Below are 18,206 nucleotides of genomic sequence, written 5' to 3'. Positions count from 1 at the left end.
GCGGCACGCCCTGCGGGCCTTCTGGACGTCATGCCGGGCACGTGGAATAGATCAGAGCATCCTTAGCGCGCCGCATCACTTAGCAAAGGCGTGACGATTCGATCGAGCCGTTCCCGCGTCCACTCTGGCGGCTTGTCTTTCCAGCCGTTGTCGATGAGTTTTCCGTCGCGGTCGATGGTGAAATTCACCGGCAGATGCCAGATGCGTCCGTAGCCGGGCACGTGCGGATCGCCAAGCAGACCCACCGGGAAATCGAGGCTGCCTGCTACTTTGCGCACCTGGTCCAGATCTTCTGGCCCATCCAGGCTGAAGCCGAGCACGACCAGGCCCTGTTTCGCATGCTCACTGGCATAGCGCGAGAGCAGGGGCAGTTCTTCGCGGCATGGGCCGCACCATGTCGCCCAGAAGGTGAGGATGACAACCTTGCCGTGCAGGTCGCGCAAGTCGATCTGCTTGCCATCGAGCGTGTGCAAGCCGATAGGCGGCGCAGGCTGGCCGACGACCAAGTCGTTGGCGAAGCTGGCCTGAGCGAGAAGACATAGCATCATCGTGATGCATGTCTTCTTTAGATAAGTAATTAGAAATCTGGACATCGATAGGACCGCGTTTTTTCGCTTTTTTGAGGGAGCAAGGGCTTAAAGCTTCATGCTCACGCCAACCGTCCCAGTCCATCCGGGAAACAACTGGTACCCATGCAGATGGCTGTAGATCGGCACCTGCACGAAAGCGTATACCTGCAGGTTCCTGCTCAAGCTGGCGCTGAAACCGGGGCTCAGGTAAGCCACTGTACCCTCGGTATCGGGTACGTCGGCGAGAAAGCCTTGGTCGGCCATTTTATGCGACCAGTTGAGCTGCACCTGCGGCACCCAGTTCGCATGCGCTTCGTAACGCAAGCCAACGCTCACGGTGGTGAGGTTGCCGGGGCGGTAATCGGCGCCGGGCCGGTTGAGGTTTTCCTTGACCGCCGCCTGGAATTGCGCGCTGGCGAAGGCATCGAAATCCTGGCTTACCGGCTGATAGTAATACCCGCCGATGATCAAGTCGGTGCTGCCGGTGCCGGCCTGCAGGTCGGTGTCGAGCGACTGCCCGAGCCCCGGACCGTTGCGGAAGGTGACGGGACGGCCGACCAGATTGCCATCGGCCGACTGCCCGCCGTAATTTCCTGTCGGCAGTTTTACGCCGAACTGCACGCCCAGGTTGTGCGTGGGCAGAAAGCCTTGGTAACCGGCGAGGATCTTGACATCGCCCAAGCCGGATACATGCGTGCTGCTGAGCTGGTCTGGCGCAGTTTCCGTCGACGTATAGGGCTGCAGTTGCGTGCCGTAGGTGCTGTGATCGCGGATCACGTACGGCACGATGAAGTTCACGCCCCAGTCGGCGTTGAAGCGATACATCGCGGTAAGGTTGATATAGCGGTTGGTCGTGCTCTTCTCGATTTCGCCGCCACCCAGCGCCGGATTGGCTGGTTGATTCACCACTTGCTCCGCTGTGGCTTTGCCCCTGCCGTGCCGCAATTGGTTCTGGTCGATATAGGTGTAATCGAGGTTGATGCGCCAGCCGCTCATCGTGGAATAACCGGTGGCGGCGTCGGTGCTGAGCGTGCAGCCACAAGTGGCGCAGGCATGCGCCAGCTGTGGCATGGCGCAGCTGGCAATCAGGCCAGCGAGCGCAGCATGACGCCGCAGCTGCTGACGCGATCGCATGCTCGCTGCGAGCATGGAATTTCGAAGGCTCATTGCAATGGATATCCTTTACTGCTGCCGTGACGCAAGCAGGGCGACATCAACGGCGATAGCCGCAGCAAATGTCGGCCTGCGATTCGTCGCAGGCGCCATTCAGCGGTATGGAGTGGGTAGCAAAAGCATGCGCGAAAGAGATCGTGCATGCGTTGCCGTCGTATCAGGCGACGGTTGGCGGGCCGCGCGGGTCGGCGCTCAGCCGCGGCAGCGCGGGTTTCTCGCCGATTCGGTGGCTACGTGCAATGGCTGCAATGGGTGCCGCGGGAGCAACGTGAACGACCGCGCCGGATGCAAGCGGTGGGCTGTGATTGAGCAGTGTGCAATAACCACAGCGTTCGGTTGGGTCAACCGGAGCATGCGGGGAAGCTGGATGCCTGCTGTGTGCGGCCTGGTGCACGGGGCAGTCCCCGGCGATGCCGGCTAGGGACGCCATCGGCAGGGTTCGTGCGAGCACCGGCATCACCACGATCAGCGCCATGGCCAGCATGGCCAGCCACGTCACGTGTCGAAGCGGGTGCTTGCCTTGCAGCACGAGTCCCCCCCTGGGGGATGGGTCAGGCCCATAAGGTTAGCACGCGCTTCAGGGGGACAGGCATTCGCCATGCCTGCTTCGATTTGCCACAAGGCAGTGCTCAAGCCTTGCTCGGTGTTCCGGTAGCTGCCCAGTAAGTGGTAACCCGGTGCCTTCGATTCGTTTTAATTATGTAGTTTTGTCGTGAAGTAAATGCTTTTTCTCGCCTCGGTGCCATCGTCATCTTGTGCATTGCAATGAGCAATCGTTATGCATGCGTGAATCGCAGCTGCCTGGCTCTCTTGCGAATTGCTTTAAATGGGTGCGTGGGACTTTCGCCGAGCTTGCTTGCGGTACACAATCGGGGATGTGCTAATCGAAAACGACAAGCATTCGGCGTTTTCTGCCGGCAGGCAGGATCAACCGAAGTGGTGAGTTTTGATTTGGCTTTCACATTTCAATCGATTGATGGTTGAACGCGCATGGCAAACCTACCTCCGAAATCCAACGCGGCTTTAAGCCCTTCGGTCGATGAAAACCGATACCGTTTGATGATCGAGTCGATTACCGACTATGCGATCTTCATGTTGGACAGGGATGGCCACGTAGCCAGCTGGAATCATGGTGCCGCGCGCATCAAGGGCTACCAGCCCGAGGAGATCGTTGGCAAGCATGTTTCCACGTTTTACACCCAAGCCGATCGCGACGCCGGCTTGCCGCAGACCAATCTGATGCAAGCCGCTGCGGAGGGGCGCGTGGAAAGCGAAGGATGGCGCGTGCGCAAGGACGGTTCGCGCTTCAGGGCGCACGTGGTGGTCGATCGCATTCTGGATGACGACGGCGAGCTGGTTGGCTTTGCCAAGATCTCGCGCGACGTGACCGAACAGCGCAACGCGGCCATGGAATTGGACCGTGCGCGCGAAGCGCTGTTCCAGGCACAGAAGACCGAGGCCATCGGCAAGCTCACCGGTGGGGTGGCGCACGATTTCAACAATCTGTTGATGGTGATCCAGAGCTGCCTGGACATGATGGACCTGAAGCTTCCCCAGGATTCGCAGTTGCGCAAGCTAGTCCAGAACGGGCAGTCGGCCGTGCAGCGCGGTGCGGCCTTGACGCAGCGCATGCTGGCATTCGCGCGCAAGCAGGAGCTGCGCGTGGCGCGGGTCGACATCGTTTCGCTGGTGGCGAACATGACCGAGCTGCTGCGCCGCTCGCTGGGGCCGCTGGTGAACATCACTACCTTGTTTCCGGTTGCGCTCAATGCGGTGAAGACCGATGCCAATCAGCTGGAACTGGCGCTGATGAACCTGGCCGTGAATGCTCGCGATGCGATGCCGGAGGGCGGCGAGCTGACCATTGCCGCGCGCAACGTCACCATCGACACCAGCCATTCCACGCGCCTGGAGCCTGGTGATTATGTCTGTCTTTCCGTCACCGACGAGGGTGACGGCATGGATGAGGAAACCCTGTTGAAGGCCACCGAACCCTTCTTCACCACCAAGGGTGTGGGCAAAGGCACCGGTCTGGGCTTGTCGATGGTGCACGGACTGGCCGAACAGTCGGGCGGGCGCCTGGTGATCAAGAGCAGCAAGGGCTTCGGTACGCGCGTGGAAATGTGGTTGCCGAGCGTGAAGTCGGAGGCCGCCGCACCGGTTGTCGGCACGCCGAAGTTGTCCTTGGTGAACCCGGTGCATGTGCCGCGTCCTCTGCACATCGTGGTGGTGGACGACGATCCGCTCGTTCTCAACATCACCGGTGCTGTACTGCAAGACCAGGGCCACCGGGTCATCGAGCTGGCGTCGGCGGAAGAGGCGCTGCGGGTGCTTGAAAATCAGGATCGCGTGGACTTGCTGATCACCGACCACGCCATGCCGGGCATGACCGGTGCGCAACTGGTGGAGGAGGTCAATATCCGCTGGCCAGCGCTTCCCATAGTGCTGGCAACGGGTTACGCGGAGATCCCGACCGACCTCAGCGACGGCGCCACGCGTTTGGCCAAGCCGTACGACCGCGCGGACCTGGCGGAGGCCATTACGAAAGCCATGGACGACCGGAGCGTACAGGCCTGAGCCGCCTGGGCGGATGTTTGGGGTCCGTTAGCGATTCCAGCGCGGTGCATTACGGGGCGCTAACGAAGCTAAGTGCACATTTAATGTCCGGGCAGCGCAATGCTGCTGCGGGCAACCGTCCGTGTGGAGGCCGTTCCATGAACACCCCTGGCTCAATCCATCCTAGGTCTCCGGGCTCGACCCATTCCTTGTGGCATTTCCGCGCGTGGTCGGATTACTTCAGCCATCTGGTCAACGCGACGGCGAAGAAAACCACCCAAGCACCCGCGCATATGACGCGACGGCAGGAATTGCTTGCCGCACAAGAGCAGAAGCGCCGCGAACAACGCGCGCATGTCCTGGAGCTATTGCGCGAAGTGAAGGAAAAGCGTCAGCACGATAACGGCAAACTGCACGTCTGATGCCAACTCGCCCTCGCCATGACGGGGTAGCCACATCCGTTTTACGAAGGCACGTCCAGGCTGGCCGTGTTGCAGGTCATAGCGGATAGCGAGATGGGACGCAGGATCGTCATTCCGAGCCTTCGCCAGAATGACGATGAAGCAAGGGCCTTAAGTCTTTTGTCCCGCCATCCAATGCGCCATCGGTGCCGGGCTCCCCAGCAAATACCCTTGTGCCATCTCGCAGCCCATGCTCACCAGCGCATCCCGTTGCGCCTGTGTCTCGATGCCTTCGGCAATGACCTGGATATTGAGCGCATGCGCCAGCGCGAGAATCGCCGCTACCACGGTGGTGCTGTTGCTGCTGCCGGCCTTGTCCAGTTCCTGCACGAACGCGCGGTCGATCTTGAGCATGCGCAAGGGCAGGGAGTGCAGATAACTGAGCGACGAGTAGCCCGTGCCGAAATCGTCCAGCGCGGCGCCTACTCCCACGCTGCGCAGGCGTTCCAGCACGGCGCGCACGCTTTCGGGGTTGTCCAGCAGCGCGCCTTCCGTGACTTCGGTGACCAGCCGGGATGGAGCCAGGCCGGTGCGTTCGAGCATCTTGAGGATGCGCACGTCGAAATCGGCGTGGCGCAGATGCAAGGCCGACACGTTGAAGGTAATGAACAGCTCCGAAGGCGCTTGCTGCGTCAGCAAGCGGCAGCTGAGTTCGAATAGGCGCCAGTCGATGGCTTCGATCAGGCCGCTGTCCTCGGCGATCTTGACGAAATCCGACGGACGCAGCAGTCCGCGTTGGGGGTGGTTCCAGCGGATCAGCGCTTCGTAGCCCACTACCTTGCCGTCGCCAAGCCGGCAGATCGGCTGGAAATACGGCTCGAATTCGTTCTGCCGCAGCGCCTTGCGCAATTCGCTTTCCATTGCCAGCACGTCCACCATGCCTTTGGCGAGCGCTTCGTCGAACACGGCGAAGCGTTTGCGGCCCAGCTCCTTGGCCTGGTAGAGCGCCATGTCCGCGTCGCGGATCAATTCGTCCGCATCCAGGTAACTGGCGTCGCCGCAGGCGATACCCACGCTCACCGATGGTTCCAGTTCCTTGCCGGAGATGCGCAGCGGTGTGGCCACGGCTTGCAGCACGCGATCGGCAATGATGGTGGCGGTATCGATGTTTTCGATGTACTCCAGCAGGATGGCGAATTCGTCGCCGGAAAGCCGCGCCACCATGTCGGGTTCGCGCACATGCGTAAGCAGGCGTACCGCGACCGCCTTCAGGAACTCGTCGCCGGCCAGATGGCCCAGGCTGTCGTTGATGACCTTGAATCGGTCGATGTCGATGTACAGCAGGGCGCAGCGGCGGTTCGGATCGCTCTGGATGCGGTTGAGCACGCGGTCCAGCCGTTCGCGCAGATAGCCGCGGTTGGGCAGGCCGGTGAGCGGATCGTGCATCACCTGATGATGCAGCTGCTGCTGCATCTGCTCGCGCCGCTGGATTTCGGCACGCAGCTCGCGGGTGCGCTCCTCCACCCGATTCTCCAGTCGCAGATTGGCCAGATGCAACGCGGCCGCCGAGCGGCGGCGATAAATGCTGTTGGCGATCTGCAAGGCGACGAAGCTCAGCAGCTCTTGCTCGGGCGCGCCGTAAGCGGTCTGGGTTTCGTAGCTTTGCACGGCGACCAGCCCGATCACTGCCTCGTCCACTTTCAGCGGCACGCCCAGCCAGCACGCGGATGGTTCGCCGATGTGGTGCGGTATCACTTCGCCCGCGTGGGTCAGCGCGATAATGTCTTCGCGTGTGCCCGACCATGGCTGGCCGCGGCGCAGCACATATTCGCTCATGCCACGGCCGACGGGGCGTGACAGCTCATGGCGTATGCCGGCGTCCATGTAATAGGGGAATTCCAGTTTGCTACGGTCGTCGCTGAGCAAGGCGATGAAGAAATTTTTTGCATCCAGCAGGCGTCCCACTACCATGTGCACGCGCTCGTAGAAAGTGTTTTCGTCGATGTCGGCGGTGGCCAGCTGCGCTACCTGAAACAAGGCTTCCTGCAAGCGTTCGGCGCGATGCCGTTCACGCACTTCCTGGCGCAGGCCGCGATTGACTTCGGCAAGCTCCTCGGTGCGCTGGCGCACGCGCCGTTCCAGTTCATCCTTGCTTTCCTTGCGTTCCAGCGCGGTGAGGATGTGGTTGCCGACGAATTCCAGCAAAGCGAGGTCCTCGCGCGAATACACGATGCCGGTTCCATAGCTTTGCACCACCAGGGCGCCTTGCACCTGGCCTTCGCGCAGTATCGGCGCGCCCAGCCAGTCGTCGCTGTCGGGGCCGGCAATCACCAGCGGGCCGTTCACTTGCTGCAGCAATTGCTCGTTGCTGCCCATCAGCGGCTTGCCCCGGGTAAGCAGATACCAGGTGAGCGTGTGTTGCCGGTCATCCATGTGCAGGTCGCGATTGGTTTCAGGCTTGTCCTGGTCCTGGGCGTCCGCGTAATACAGGAACCGCATGCAATCGCGCTCCGCGTCGTAGCGGACGATGAAGAAATTTTCCGCATACATCAGCCCGCTGACGATGCGGTGGATTTCCTCAAGCATGTCCGGCATGTCCACGTCCGAACTGGATAGCTCGGAGATCGAGAACAGTGCACGCTGCAAATTTTCCGAATGCTCCAACTGGCTGTGCGAATCGTGGAGTTCGGCCAGCTTGATCGTGTGATGCAGCTGGCGCACGCCCAACTGCAGGTACGACCCCAACTTGGCGAGCAGCGCCTTGGCCGAACCCTCGATGGTCATGCTAAGCAGCAGCACTACGCGTTGGGCTGGAAGCAGGACCAGCGCATGGTGTCTGCCGTCGGCAGACAGGCTTACGCCGTCGGCGGCCTGCAGCGCGTCCCGGGCCAGTTCGGTTTCTTGCGCATCGGCCGAGCCTGCCGGTTCCGCTTGACCGGGCATCAGCACCTTGGCCCGAAGGCAATGGGGCTGCGCATGCAGCAACGTTTCGATCAGTGCACAGACTTCGCCAGGCGTTTCGGCCTCGATAAGGCAGCCGAGCCAGACCGTGTTCTCCGGCTCTTTGGAAGCAAGGACAGGGACAGGAAGACTCAGGCTCATGGCCACCAATCTGCCGTTATGGCTCACCTATCAGTGGGTATGTGGAGTGCAGGCAACGTGAACCCCTTTTGGCTAATAAAGACATTGCTGCCGTGGCTTTGTCAATGTATCGGCTAAATCCTTGATAGCTTTACCGGCCCTCGCGCGGGTCGTGGAAGGTCCCGCCGTGGCCGCCGCCCGCGCCTCCATGACCATCCCCAAGCCTGCTGCAAGCAAATTTTTGCGGGAATTGGCTCTCGATTTTTGAACTACGCGGGATTATTGGTTTACTTGCATGACTTCATACATGCGCGCGGCTGCTCGGCTTTGGCCGAGCATGATCGACTCAGGAATTCATCGCAGGAAGATAAGGGGAGTAAAGATGAACAAGGCTGTTGCAGCTGTCATGGCTGCGGTATTGCTTGCAGGTTGTGCCACCACCTCCGAGACCAAGGTCGATGCGACTACGATCGCATCATTCCAGCCGGGCGTGACGACCATCGCCCAGGCCGAGGCTGCCTTGGGCCAGCCGTTGCTGGTCGCGCGCACCGCCGATGGCGGCCAGCAATTGCAATACCTGAGCAAGCATGAGGAATTGGCGGACGACGGCACTCCGACCACCGGCACGAAGATCCCCAAGCGCGTGGTAAAGACGTTTTCCACCATGCTCGTCTTCGATCAGAACGGGCACTTCGTCCGTTCCTTGACGGGCTCGACGGGCAATGGCAATAAGTGGCCGAGCGATCTGGGCAACCTCAACAGCGGCGATGTGGACAAGCAGCTCAAGACGATGCCGGGACAGAACTGAAGCACTCGGGCCCGTCACCACGCGGATGCTGGGATTATCATCCCAGCATCCGCGCTCTTCCCGGAGGAGAGAGGCGAGGGGGCAAAGTCGCATGAAAAGAGCATGGCTGGTGTATAAGTCCTGCGTTATCGCCAATGCGGAGCAGGTAATGCCGAACACATCCAGGGCCGATGCCGACATCATCAGCGATGCCTACGCCGAGAAGCTGCGCAGCCTGTATGACACGTTTTTTCTCGCCGTAGTCCAGGCGCCGGATAATCCTGGCCCGGCCAAGGAGGCCTTTGTCAGGGGCGTGATACTTGCGCGTACCGCGCGGGACATGGCGATCGGCGCCTTGCCGGCGGAGGGCACGGCGCCGCCCAAACCGTTTCATACTCTTGCCAATGCGTGATGCTGGGATTTTCATCCCAGCCTACGCGCGGTTAATGAGCCCATAGGCGCATTGGGGCGGCGAGCGTGGACAAGCGCTCCTGCTCCATTTCCGGGATATCCCGCAGCAGGAACGTAAGGCGCAATTTGTCGCCCTTGATGCGGGTGTGCAGCTCGCCGTTGAACAAGCTTGCGTGATCCTTCAGTTCGACCAGTTCCAGCCCGGTGGCTCCCAGCTTCTGGGCCAGCCGGTCGCTTGGGATTTCTTCAAACAGCAGATCGCCGATGACGGGAGAGCCCAAGGCCCCTTCGACGCGCAGCACGACCAGGCGATGATCGGCGATCTGAACGCCGCGCAAGGTCAGGCGGAGGTGAGAGCAGCGCATATGTGCGCAAACGTAGACCACCGACTCGCACGCCAACCGGTAAATCGCGGTATGCAGGTCCGAGGAGTGCATGCCGAAGCCGAAGCCGAGGCCCTTGATTTGATAGCTGTAGGTGATGCCCGATGCATTCAACGCATCGCCGATGTTCTCGCGCAGCGCTGCGGGTAAATCCTTGCGCCGCCAGGCAATGGGGTGCATGGCGCTGGCGATTTGCTGCACCTTTTCTCGCAGCGTGGCGACCTGATTGGAATACATCCGGCTTTCGTTGGCCGGCAGCATCGTCTGGAAACGATGGAGCAGGCGATTCTGGCTGACCTGCATCTCGCCGCTGACGTGTTCCAGGGTTTCGGAGGCCTGGCGCAGGCGCATCTCGCCCACGTAAAGGCTCTGCCTGGCCAGCCGCATCGCTTGTTTGACGTCGATGCGTTGCCGTTCCTCCCGCTGATGCATGGCGGAGATGCGCACGCCCATCGCAATGAGGCATGTGATGGCGAAGGCGATGATGGCCTGGACTTGCAAGACCATCGGGTCCGGCGTGCCGTAGTTCATCAACACGCAGATGCAGGCAACCACGAACGTTCCGCCGAGCACCGCGGCACGCCAGCCATGCTTGAGTGTCAACCAGGCGACCGGCATGAACATGAAAAGGCAGTAGACCGGCTTGTCCCAGTCGCCGTGGAAGGCGAGCCAGGACAAGATGAGCTGCATCGGTATCAGCAGGCCGGCCGTCTCCAGCATCAAAGAGCCGCGCATGAACCCGCGCAGCCGCTTCCACGGCGTACCCGAGTGGTAATCAAGCTTGGCGATGACCACCCAGGGAATGGTTGTCAGCAGGGCGACATAAGCGCCGACAAACAGGTAGGCCAAGATCATCGGCGTGATTTCGACGCCCGGATTCTTGGCCAGCACAATGGCGGCCTGCTTGACGAGCGACCAGATGCCCGAAACCAGCAGCGCACAGAGCAGCAGGATGGGAAAGTTAACCAGCCGCCTGGAAGGGAACAGGGCCAGCCGCTCCCGGCATAGCCAGACCACCGGCATGGCAAAGGCAATTAGGGGCAGGCTACTGGTAATTGCCCAAGGAACGCCAAATCGGGGTGCATCGAGGTAACTCTGATACGCATTGGTGACCGTGTCACCGATGGCCAGCGCGATCCAGTAGCGATAGGGAAGCAGCAGCAACGCCCCCAGGCGAAGCCCGGCCGTCAGCTGCCAGTGAGCATCCGATAGCGGGCGAAGCAGCGTATAGAGGGCCACATAGCCCACCACCACTGCCACCTGCCAAAGCATCGACCAACCTTGTCTGTTCCACATTCCTAGCCCCCTTGCTGGAATGATTTCCCTTGGAATTCAGCTGCTTAAGACAAGGTCAGTGCCCCCCAAGGCAAAGGACCCATGTCGCGCGGCGCGCCTGTTACTCCCAATACGCCGTGCGCGATGATATCGGTACGCAATCACTTTGTGTAAAAAATTTCGTGCGGTAAAAGCGCCAGGCCCTATTTTGATTAGCCGTCCAACGCTCTTGCCTATCTCCTCGCGCAAAGCGAAGCCGATGGGGAGCCTGCCCATCCAGGTCGATCAGTGGCCATGCTGAGCAAGGCACATAGATCTCCTCGTTTTACTGGAGAAATATGGCTTGGTGTTTATCGCAAGCCTAACGTCGAAAAGACATGATCATCACATATTCGATCGCACACTCCGCCGGCCTGTCTGCGCAATGTGACGGGTGATGGGGTTTTTTTACAGGAAACAGGGGCAGGGATTTATGCAACGCAGAAAGATGCGTCTTCCGTCTTAAGTAGTGTTTCAGCGTGTGGCCTGGTGCTGTGCGTGATCTGCGCATAGCGGTGAGGTCTTGCCGTGGGCGCTGCCGCTCGCCATGAGGCGAAGGGCGGGGTATTCGCCTGCGTTCAATCGCTCGGTATGGGTCCTCGATAGAAGCGCGACGCATGTAGCTGGCACACCTTGCCCAGGAAAGTCCTTTCATTGATTGAAGGAGTGATGCTGTGGCTTTCAAACTGATCCGTTTTGCTGATCGAGGTAAGGGCCGGGCAGGGGAATCGCCATGACACACAGCGCCCTCTCGAAGAAGTCGCTCTTCGCCGCAGGGCCGGCCGCCGGTACCGGCTTCACCGTCGCCGACTACCTGCTCACCCGCCTCAAGCAGCTCAACGTCACCGACGTTTTCCAGATTCCCGGCGATTATGTGAAGCACTTCACCCAGGCACTGGAGCATTTCGACGGCATCAACACGATCGGCGCGATCAATGAATTGGATGCCGCTTACGCCGCCGATGCATATGCGCGCACCCGCGGCCTTGCAGCGGTTTCGTTGCAATTTGGTGTGAGTACCTACAGCGCGCTCAACGCCATCGCCGGCGCGTGGGTCGAGCGTAGCCCGATCGTGGTGATCAGCGCCACGCCAGGCGCCGACATGCGCGATATCACCGACATGTATGACGTGTTGTTTCATCATTCCACCGGCGACCTCGATGCGGATCGGAAGGTCTACGAGAACGTGACGGTCAGGGCAATCACGCTCAGCACCAATGTGGGCGCCGCCGAACAAATCGACGAATTGCTGATCGATGCGATCACCCAAAAGCGCCCCGTGTATATCGCCTGCTACAAGGAAGTCTGGGGCCAGCCGTGTTCGCGCCCGCCCAAGACAGCGCTCAAACCACGCGTTACCCACAGCCCGGAGCTGGCGCTACGTAACGCGGTGGATCAGGCCTGGACGCAGATCACGCAGGCGAAGCAGCCGTTGATCTTTGCCGGTGTGGAGATCCTGCGCTTTGGCCTGTCAGAGTTGCTGCAGCAGATCATCGACGCCAGCGGATTTCTCTACACCACCACTTCGCTCGGCAAGACCGTGCTGGACGAGAAGGGCGACAAGTTCATCGGAACTTACTCCGATGCCGCGTCGATCGAATCGGTACGCGAAGTCGTCCAGGCTTCCGATTGCGTGCTGACCCTGGGCACCATCCTTACCGACGACTATCTCGTCTTCATCGAGAGCAAATACGCCGACATGGTATTGGCCGATACGGCCGGCATCCGTGCCGGCTATTTCAAATACGGTGATGTGACGATGCAGGATTTCATGCAGGCCCTGCTGGCGAAGTTCAAGGCGAGCGACGCCTATCCGATCAAGGCCAAGGCGCCGCCGCAGCCGAAATACCCACAGCCGTGGGCCGGCAATTCCGACCCGGCCTACGACGCCAAGTCGCAAGTCATTACCTACAATCGCTTCTTCGAACACACGATGAAATTCCTGCAGGACCATAAACTGCTGAAAGACATCGTGATGACCTATGGCGTCAGTTCGGCGATGTATGTCGCCACCAATTGCTACGGCCTGTCGCAGGGCAGCTTCATCGCATCGGCTGCGTGGCAATGCATCGGCTTCGAGACCGGCGCCGCAGCCGGCGCACAACTGGGCAGCGGCAAGCGCGCCTGGACCGTAGCCGGCGACGGCGGCTTCATGATGGTTTGCCAGTCGCTGTCCACGCTGGCCCGCAATAGGCTCAACGCGGTGATTTTCGTCATGAGCAACCAGGTTTACGCCATCGAACAGGTCTACGTGGACATGGCCGCGTTCCGACCCGGCCCGAAGCACCGCTTCGACGCCTTCGACATCCTGCCCGGTTGGGACTACCTCGCGCTGGCCAAAGCTTTCGGCGCCGAAGGCATCCGGGTGGAAACGGTCGACGCGCTGAAGGCCGAGCTGCCCCGCATCGCTGCGATCAAAGACAAGCCCGTGCTAGTCGAAGTTGTCATACCGCAAAAGGATCTGCCCGGCCAGATGTATCGCCTCGGCAGCGAATGAAACACCCGTTCCTCTTTCCGAGGGCTCGATCATGACGCAAAAAACCTACTCGATCTTCGGTGCCGGTGCCGCCGGCCTCTACACCGCCTGGCGGCTGCTGAACGGCCAATGCAAGAAAAGTAAACTTGCCTCCAAACAGCTGAAGAAGGGCGATGTTCTGGAGCTGTACGACTGGGGTCGCTATGACTTCTCCAAGCGTCACCAGGGCACCCGTGCAGCCGGTGCTCGCGTCTGTACCTGGCATTACAACAACGACAAGACCGATTCGTACGTCGAACTGGGCGGCATGCGCTACTCCTACTGGAACAGCGCACCGACCAAGGAGTTTCCGGACCCGAACAACGGCCTGGCGCCGGGCCACCGCGTGGTGTCGGCGGTGATCTCGATGCTCGGTCTGGAAAAATACTCGGTGCCGTTCAACGTCACCAATAATCAGCTGTTCTACCTGCGCTCGCGGAACTTCTATCTCAACAACATCGGGTCGAACACTCCCGCGCCGTACACGGTGAACAACTTCGGCGCATCCACTACCCCCGACCAGGGCTTCACCACCGTGCAGGATCTGGCGACCACCAAGCCGTGGGATCAATTCACCCGCCGCGACTGGTGCCGCTTTTACCAGAACGGAAGGATCACCGCGCAGCTGCCGGCAGCCAGCGTGTTCCAGCAAGGCGACTACCTCAAGGACATCGGCTACTGGAACCTGCTCTACGATCAGCTGGGGGCGGAAGGCTTCGATTATGCCGCCGACGGCAACGGCTACAGTTCCAACGTCATCAACACCCACGCCGGTGTTTCATTCAACATCAACAACGAATTCGCGCCCGGCAGCCAGTACCGCACGCTGTCGATCGGCTACTCGGGCATGTTCAACGGCCTGTTCGACGAGATCGTAAAACTCGCCAAGGCCAAGGGCGTCGAGTTTCGCTATCACCCCGATACGCGCCTGCATTCGATCCTTTGGAAAGCCGGCAAGGCGTTGTTTACTTATGCGGAGCGAAGCAACCCCAACATCGCCGCCGGCTCGCGCGAAGCCGATGCTGCATGGATGGCGATGCCGCGCGCAGCGATCGACCTGGTGGCGCAGGCCACGCGTTTTCGTGCGCCGGCACAGGGCGAGGTGGATGTACTGAACCACGAGAAGGTGAACCTGTACCTGGAATCGACGATCATGCAGCCCTCGTACAAGGTGGGCATGTTCTTCGACCAGCCATGGTGGGCTCCGGACATTGCCAGCCCCGCGCCTTATCCCGCCCAAATCGTCGGCTACACCATCACTCCGCAAACGATAGCCGCGTTGCGCACGCTGAAGTTCCCTGCCGCTACGATGAAAGCGATACAGACATTGATCGACGTGCCTTATACCTCCGTGGAGGAGATGGTGGGCGCGATCGAGAACATCACCGAGCAGGCGCTCAGCATTGCGCAAACCAAGCAGTTGGCCGTCGTTTCGCGCAACAACACCATCGGCCCGAGCGTGAGCAACTCGCCCATACGCATGGTGGTGTATTTCGGCAATAACGCGATCGAGCCCAAGCGGAAACCCATCTACGGCATCCTGGCCAGCTATGACGACGAGGACAACACCGCGTTCTGGCAAGAGCTGGAACTAGGCCCCAAGCATCAGCGCGAAATCCCGATTTCACAGGATACCCAGCCGCTGGAAGGTCCGCGCAAGGTGCCCAAGCGGATGGTGAAAATGCTACGCAAAATGCTGGCGGAACTCCATTTCGGCCCGAACTCCGATTACACCGCCGTGCCCGAGCCACTCGAGGCCGCCTACATGGATTGGTCGCTGCCCCCGTTCAACGCCGGCTACCACGAATGGGCGCCGCATTTCGATGTGGGCGATGTGCAGCGCAAGATCCGCAAACCTTCGCAGCTGATTCAAGGTGCCGATGCCGACATCTTCATTGTCGGCGAGGCATATTCGAACGACCAGGCCTGGGTAGAAGGCGCCTATTGCACGTCGGAATCGGTACTCAACGATTTCTTCGGCATCGAACCGATCATCGACGATCGGGAGTATCCCTTTATCTGTCCGGAAGCGGCGAGCGACGAAACCAGCGAAGAGTTGGAGAAGCTGCTGCGCAAGGCAGGGCCGCGGCGTGATGCGGAAGAGTCCGAGGCGGTTTGAGGCTCCATCCGCTATATCTCAGTTGGCGGATATCTGCTCCCTCCCCTACGTGTAGTAGGGGAGGGAGCCATTTTTTGCCTAGCTGCTGGTTTTCGCTTTGGTTTAGCTTTTTTAAGTGCAAAGTCTGCTGCGAAATTTTCCCGGGCGGCAGTGGGCGAAAGACGGGACGTCGAAACAGCACCATGCCCAAAGGGTCACTTGCTCAATGATTCAACCCTGGGTTAGCCTTGGTGCCTGGGGAATTCATTCAGGGAACAGATATCCACGCCGACAGGGACTGACGTCGATACCCGATCCAGGGTGCATATCGCCGCAAGCTATTCATGACTGACGATGCATTGCGTCGTTGCGCTCGCTTGTGTGGCTTTCGCCCGATCCACGCCGACTTCTTTTCCTTGGAAGCGGGCAAGGCTGCTGCCTGATTTTCCTTATCCGGCTTCCGGAAGGCCGGAAGGTGAAGTGCGCTCGAAATAAACCGTGCCGTGCATGGGCATGTCGTTCCGCTCAATCCGTTATCGAAAACAAATGGAGTCGTTATGCGAATCGGTCAATTGAAATACACCCTGCTGGCTGTTGGCGTCAGTGCTTGCTTGTCGCTTACCGGCTGCGCCGACATGCAGGTCGGCGGCGGCAAGAATCCGGTCGGCGGCTCGGCCGGCGGCGCTACCAGCACCGGTGCGGCCAAAACGCTTGAACATTGTGACCACCCGCTGGGTACGCTGGCGGTGGAAGAGAACACCGGCGATCCGTGGTATGCAGTGTTGACCGGCCAATATCACTTGCCTTCGACCATACCGCTGATTCGCCTGATGGTTCAACAGAGCAACTGCTTTGTGGTGGTGGATCGCGGCCAGGCCATGAATTCGATGATGGGCGAACGCAATCTTGCCGCCAGCGGCGAACTGCGCACGACCAGCAGCATGGGCAAAGGCCAGATGGTGGCGGCCGACTATGTCGTCACGCCTTCTATCCAGTTCTCGCAAAATACCGGTGGCGGCGCCGCCGCGCTGGCGGGTGTGGGTGGTGGGTACGGCGCGATCATCGGCGCCATCGCCGGATCGATGAAGACCAGCGAAGCGTCGACCACCATGATGTTGACCGACACACGTTCGGGCGTGCAGGTGGCAGCGTCGCAGGGTAGCGCCAAGAATATCGATTTCGGCGCTGGCGGCCTGTTAGGAGGCTTCGGTACCGGGGGGGGGGCTCTGGGCGCTTACAGCCAGACCCCCCAGGGCAAGGTGATTGCGGCGGCCTTCCTGGATTCCTATAACCAGATGGTCAAATCCGTGCGTGAGTATGCACCTCAACATGTTTCCGGCGGCCTAGGTGCCGGTGGTGCATTGGCGGTGGACGGCGCGAACAATGCGGCGACGCAGGCCTATTCGCTGGCTGATGCACAGCGCAAGCTCGCCCAGCTTGGTTTGTACAACAGCAAGGTGGATGGTTTGCCTGGCCCAGGAACATCTCGCGCCATCAGTACATTCCAGAAGGTCAGCGGACTACCGGTGACCGGCCAGCTGGACGCGGCTACGACTGGCGCCTTGCAAGCGCGCTGATCGTCGGCCCTGAAACCGAAGCCGGAGAGCCCGCGGGGCACTCCGGCCAGTCGTGACGAGCCGCCTTAGGGCGGCTTTTTTTTCAGGTAACAGTTATTTGCCATTTGCAGGCCGGCCGCACCGGTATTGACGAAACGGCCGGCTTGCAAGATGTTTCAGCCTGCAAGCTTAGCCGGAACATCCCGGCTTGAACGTATCCAGCATCGTTTGCGACGCCGGCGCAAACAACGATAAGCCGCGTGGATTGAAATAGCCTTCTTTCATGATCGTACGCATCGCGTCCAAGCTGGGCGGCACGGTAACTTGCCCGGCTGGCCAGCCAAGGGTGAAATCGTTCTGCGTCTTGCAGTTGTACGAATCAAAATAGACGATTGCCTTGACGTACGGATAGCCGGCCTTTATGTCTGCGTAGAAACTGCTGGTCCAGGTCGCCTGATTGGGGTCGGCTGCCTCGTCTCCCGTTTCGCCCACCATGAACGGCATCGGACCGGCACTGTTCACGATCATGGCAAACTTGTAGGCGTTGTCGAATTTCGTAGCGAATGTGCTGGTTTGTCCGCTGTCGTTATAACCATCCGCGCAAACGTAATCCACGTAGCCGTTGCCCGGATAATATTCGGCTGCCGGGCTGTTCAAGGGATTGCCGTCACTCGAATTGAAATTGCCGGCGGATGGGCACCACACGAACACGGCATTGTTGGCTTGGTAGTAGTGGAACAAATTGTAGATGGCCTGCCATGCCGCCACGTAATTGGCAGCTCCGCCGTCGCTGCTGACACAGTCGCCATTGGCTCCATGGTTGAGCATTTCCCACGCCCATCGAATGTAGGTGGTGGTGCCATAGGCGGCCACGGACTTGGCCTGGCCGATGATGTAGGCAATCACCGGCGAGGGTGTGGCGGGATTGAGTTTCCAGGCCTGATAGCCGCTGATGATATCGCCAAGCGTATAGCCGCTGGTCGTCGAGCACGACCAGGAGTCGAGTGGCATGCGCCCATATTGCTGATCGGAGTTGGTGGCTGCATTGCCGGTAAGCTGGCCATTGCAGCCATTAGTGCCATCGAAGCAGTAATAGGCGTGGCCGATGTCGAATCGGCGGCCCAAATCCTGTTCGAGCACATCGAGCTGCGCCGCGGGGCCAACCTGGCCCTGTTTGGAGGCGTTGTGGTCGTAATACACCCACGCACCCAAATAGGCCCCGTTCTCGGGCACAGGTGGCGGTGATGAAGTAGCGGTTGAAGCGGAAGCCGCTTCGCACAACAAGCACATGCCAAGCGCGAGCGTGGCAAACATCGAGCGGAAAGCTTTCATGGGAAATTCCCCTACAGGTTGAAGTAGCGA

At 60.1% G+C, this 18,206-nt stretch carries 13 protein-coding genes; 7 read left to right on the top strand and 6 right to left on the bottom strand.

The features are described from left to right. Positions 1-62: 62 nt before the first annotated feature. The 3 genes from QQJ96_RS18085 to QQJ96_RS18075 form a co-directional block, all read right to left on the bottom strand. The gene (locus QQJ96_RS18085; protein ID WP_284333424.1) at positions 63-548 is read right to left on the bottom strand and encodes a peroxiredoxin family protein; all 486 of its coding nucleotides are present in this window, start codon (positions 546-548) and stop codon (positions 63-65) included. An 87-nt stretch (positions 549-635) separates the two neighbouring features. Further along, on the bottom strand, positions 636-1,703 hold the full coding sequence (locus QQJ96_RS18080; protein ID WP_284333423.1) for a transporter: 1,068 nt from the start codon (positions 1,701-1,703) through the stop codon (positions 636-638). Positions 1,704-1,899: 196 nt separating this feature from the next. Beyond that, on the bottom strand, positions 1,900-2,271 hold the full coding sequence (locus QQJ96_RS18075; protein WP_284333422.1) for a DUF2946 family protein: 372 nt from the start codon (positions 2,269-2,271) through the stop codon (positions 1,900-1,902). Between the two features lie 461 nt (positions 2,272-2,732). Between QQJ96_RS18075 and QQJ96_RS18070 the strand changes: the two genes are divergently transcribed. Next, entirely contained in the window at positions 2,733-4,319 is a 1,587-nt protein-coding gene (locus tag QQJ96_RS18070) for a PAS domain S-box protein (RefSeq protein ID WP_284333421.1), read from the top strand. A gap of 137 nt (positions 4,320-4,456) precedes the next feature. Beyond that, complete coding sequence (locus tag QQJ96_RS18065) at positions 4,457-4,720, top strand: hypothetical protein (protein ID WP_284333420.1); 264 nt, start codon at positions 4,457-4,459, stop codon at positions 4,718-4,720. A 150-nt stretch (positions 4,721-4,870) separates the two neighbouring features. Here QQJ96_RS18065 and QQJ96_RS18060 read toward each other — a convergent pair whose 3' ends face one another. Next, positions 4,871-7,801: a bifunctional diguanylate cyclase/phosphodiesterase gene (locus QQJ96_RS18060; RefSeq protein ID WP_284333419.1), complete on the bottom strand. Its 2,931-nt coding sequence runs from the start codon at positions 7,799-7,801 to the stop codon at positions 4,871-4,873. Between the two features lie 361 nt (positions 7,802-8,162). Between QQJ96_RS18060 and QQJ96_RS18055 the strand changes: the two genes are divergently transcribed. Both QQJ96_RS18055 and QQJ96_RS18050 read left to right on the top strand, forming a co-directional pair. Beyond that, entirely contained in the window at positions 8,163-8,588 is a 426-nt protein-coding gene (locus QQJ96_RS18055; RefSeq protein ID WP_284333418.1) for a hypothetical protein, read from the top strand. 91 nt (positions 8,589-8,679) lie between these two features. After that, a complete protein-coding gene (locus QQJ96_RS18050; RefSeq protein WP_284333417.1) occupies positions 8,680-8,979 on the top strand; it encodes a hypothetical protein in 300 nt (99 codons plus the stop codon). A 31-nt stretch (positions 8,980-9,010) separates the two neighbouring features. Here the strand turns inward: QQJ96_RS18050 and QQJ96_RS18045 are convergent, their stop codons facing one another. Next, positions 9,011-10,657: a hypothetical protein gene (locus tag QQJ96_RS18045; RefSeq protein WP_284333416.1), complete on the bottom strand. Its 1,647-nt coding sequence runs from the start codon at positions 10,655-10,657 to the stop codon at positions 9,011-9,013. Between the two features lie 751 nt (positions 10,658-11,408). Between QQJ96_RS18045 and QQJ96_RS18040 the strand changes: the two genes are divergently transcribed. The 3 genes from QQJ96_RS18040 (at position 11,409) to QQJ96_RS18030 (ending at position 16,865) form a co-directional block, all read left to right on the top strand. After that, the gene (locus tag QQJ96_RS18040; protein ID WP_284333415.1) at positions 11,409-13,172 is read left to right on the top strand and encodes an alpha-keto acid decarboxylase family protein; all 1,764 of its coding nucleotides are present in this window, start codon (positions 11,409-11,411) and stop codon (positions 13,170-13,172) included. Positions 13,173-13,203: 31 nt separating this feature from the next. Next, positions 13,204-15,309, top strand: coding sequence for a flavin monoamine oxidase family protein (locus tag QQJ96_RS18035; protein WP_284333414.1), 2,106 nt, complete (start codon positions 13,204-13,206; stop codon positions 15,307-15,309). Positions 15,310-15,845: 536 nt separating this feature from the next. Beyond that, positions 15,846-16,865: a peptidoglycan-binding domain-containing protein gene (locus tag QQJ96_RS18030; protein ID WP_284333413.1), complete on the top strand. Its 1,020-nt coding sequence runs from the start codon at positions 15,846-15,848 to the stop codon at positions 16,863-16,865. Positions 16,866-17,033: 168 nt separating this feature from the next. Here the strand turns inward: QQJ96_RS18030 and QQJ96_RS18025 are convergent, their stop codons facing one another. Continuing rightward, entirely contained in the window at positions 17,034-18,176 is a 1,143-nt protein-coding gene (locus tag QQJ96_RS18025) for a glycoside hydrolase family 26 protein (RefSeq protein ID WP_284333412.1), read from the bottom strand. Between the last annotated feature and the right edge of the window lie 30 nt (positions 18,177-18,206).

It is taken from the genome of Dyella flagellata, from assembly GCF_030160275.1.
Lineage (GTDB): Bacteria > Pseudomonadota > Gammaproteobacteria > Xanthomonadales > Rhodanobacteraceae > Dyella_B > Dyella_B flagellata.
This window is presented reverse-complemented; position numbering and strand designations above follow the sequence as displayed.

Bases quoted from the DNA above. Each gene is read 5' to 3' on its own strand.
- QQJ96_RS18085 (WP_284333424.1), bottom strand. From the start codon at position 548: ATGATGCTATGTCTTCTCGCTCAGGCCAGCTTCGCCAACGACTTGGTC.
- QQJ96_RS18080 (WP_284333423.1), bottom strand. From the start codon at position 1,703: ATGCGATCGCGTCAGCAGCTGCGGCGTCATGCTGCGCTCGCTGGCCTG.
- QQJ96_RS18070 (WP_284333421.1), top strand. From the start codon at position 2,733: ATGGCAAACCTACCTCCGAAATCCAACGCGGCTTTAAGCCCTTCGGTC.
- QQJ96_RS18065 (WP_284333420.1), top strand. From the start codon at position 4,457: ATGAACACCCCTGGCTCAATCCATCCTAGGTCTCCGGGCTCGACCCAT.
- QQJ96_RS18060 (WP_284333419.1), bottom strand. From the start codon at position 7,801: ATGAGCCTGAGTCTTCCTGTCCCTGTCCTTGCTTCCAAAGAGCCGGAG.
- QQJ96_RS18055 (WP_284333418.1), top strand. From the start codon at position 8,163: ATGAACAAGGCTGTTGCAGCTGTCATGGCTGCGGTATTGCTTGCAGGT.
- QQJ96_RS18050 (WP_284333417.1), top strand. From the start codon at position 8,680: ATGAAAAGAGCATGGCTGGTGTATAAGTCCTGCGTTATCGCCAATGCG.
- QQJ96_RS18045 (WP_284333416.1), bottom strand. From the start codon at position 10,657: ATGTGGAACAGACAAGGTTGGTCGATGCTTTGGCAGGTGGCAGTGGTG.
- QQJ96_RS18040 (WP_284333415.1), top strand. From the start codon at position 11,409: ATGACACACAGCGCCCTCTCGAAGAAGTCGCTCTTCGCCGCAGGGCCG.
- QQJ96_RS18035 (WP_284333414.1), top strand. From the start codon at position 13,204: ATGACGCAAAAAACCTACTCGATCTTCGGTGCCGGTGCCGCCGGCCTC.
- QQJ96_RS18030 (WP_284333413.1), top strand. From the start codon at position 15,846: ATGCGAATCGGTCAATTGAAATACACCCTGCTGGCTGTTGGCGTCAGT.
- QQJ96_RS18025 (WP_284333412.1), bottom strand. From the start codon at position 18,176: ATGAAAGCTTTCCGCTCGATGTTTGCCACGCTCGCGCTTGGCATGTGC.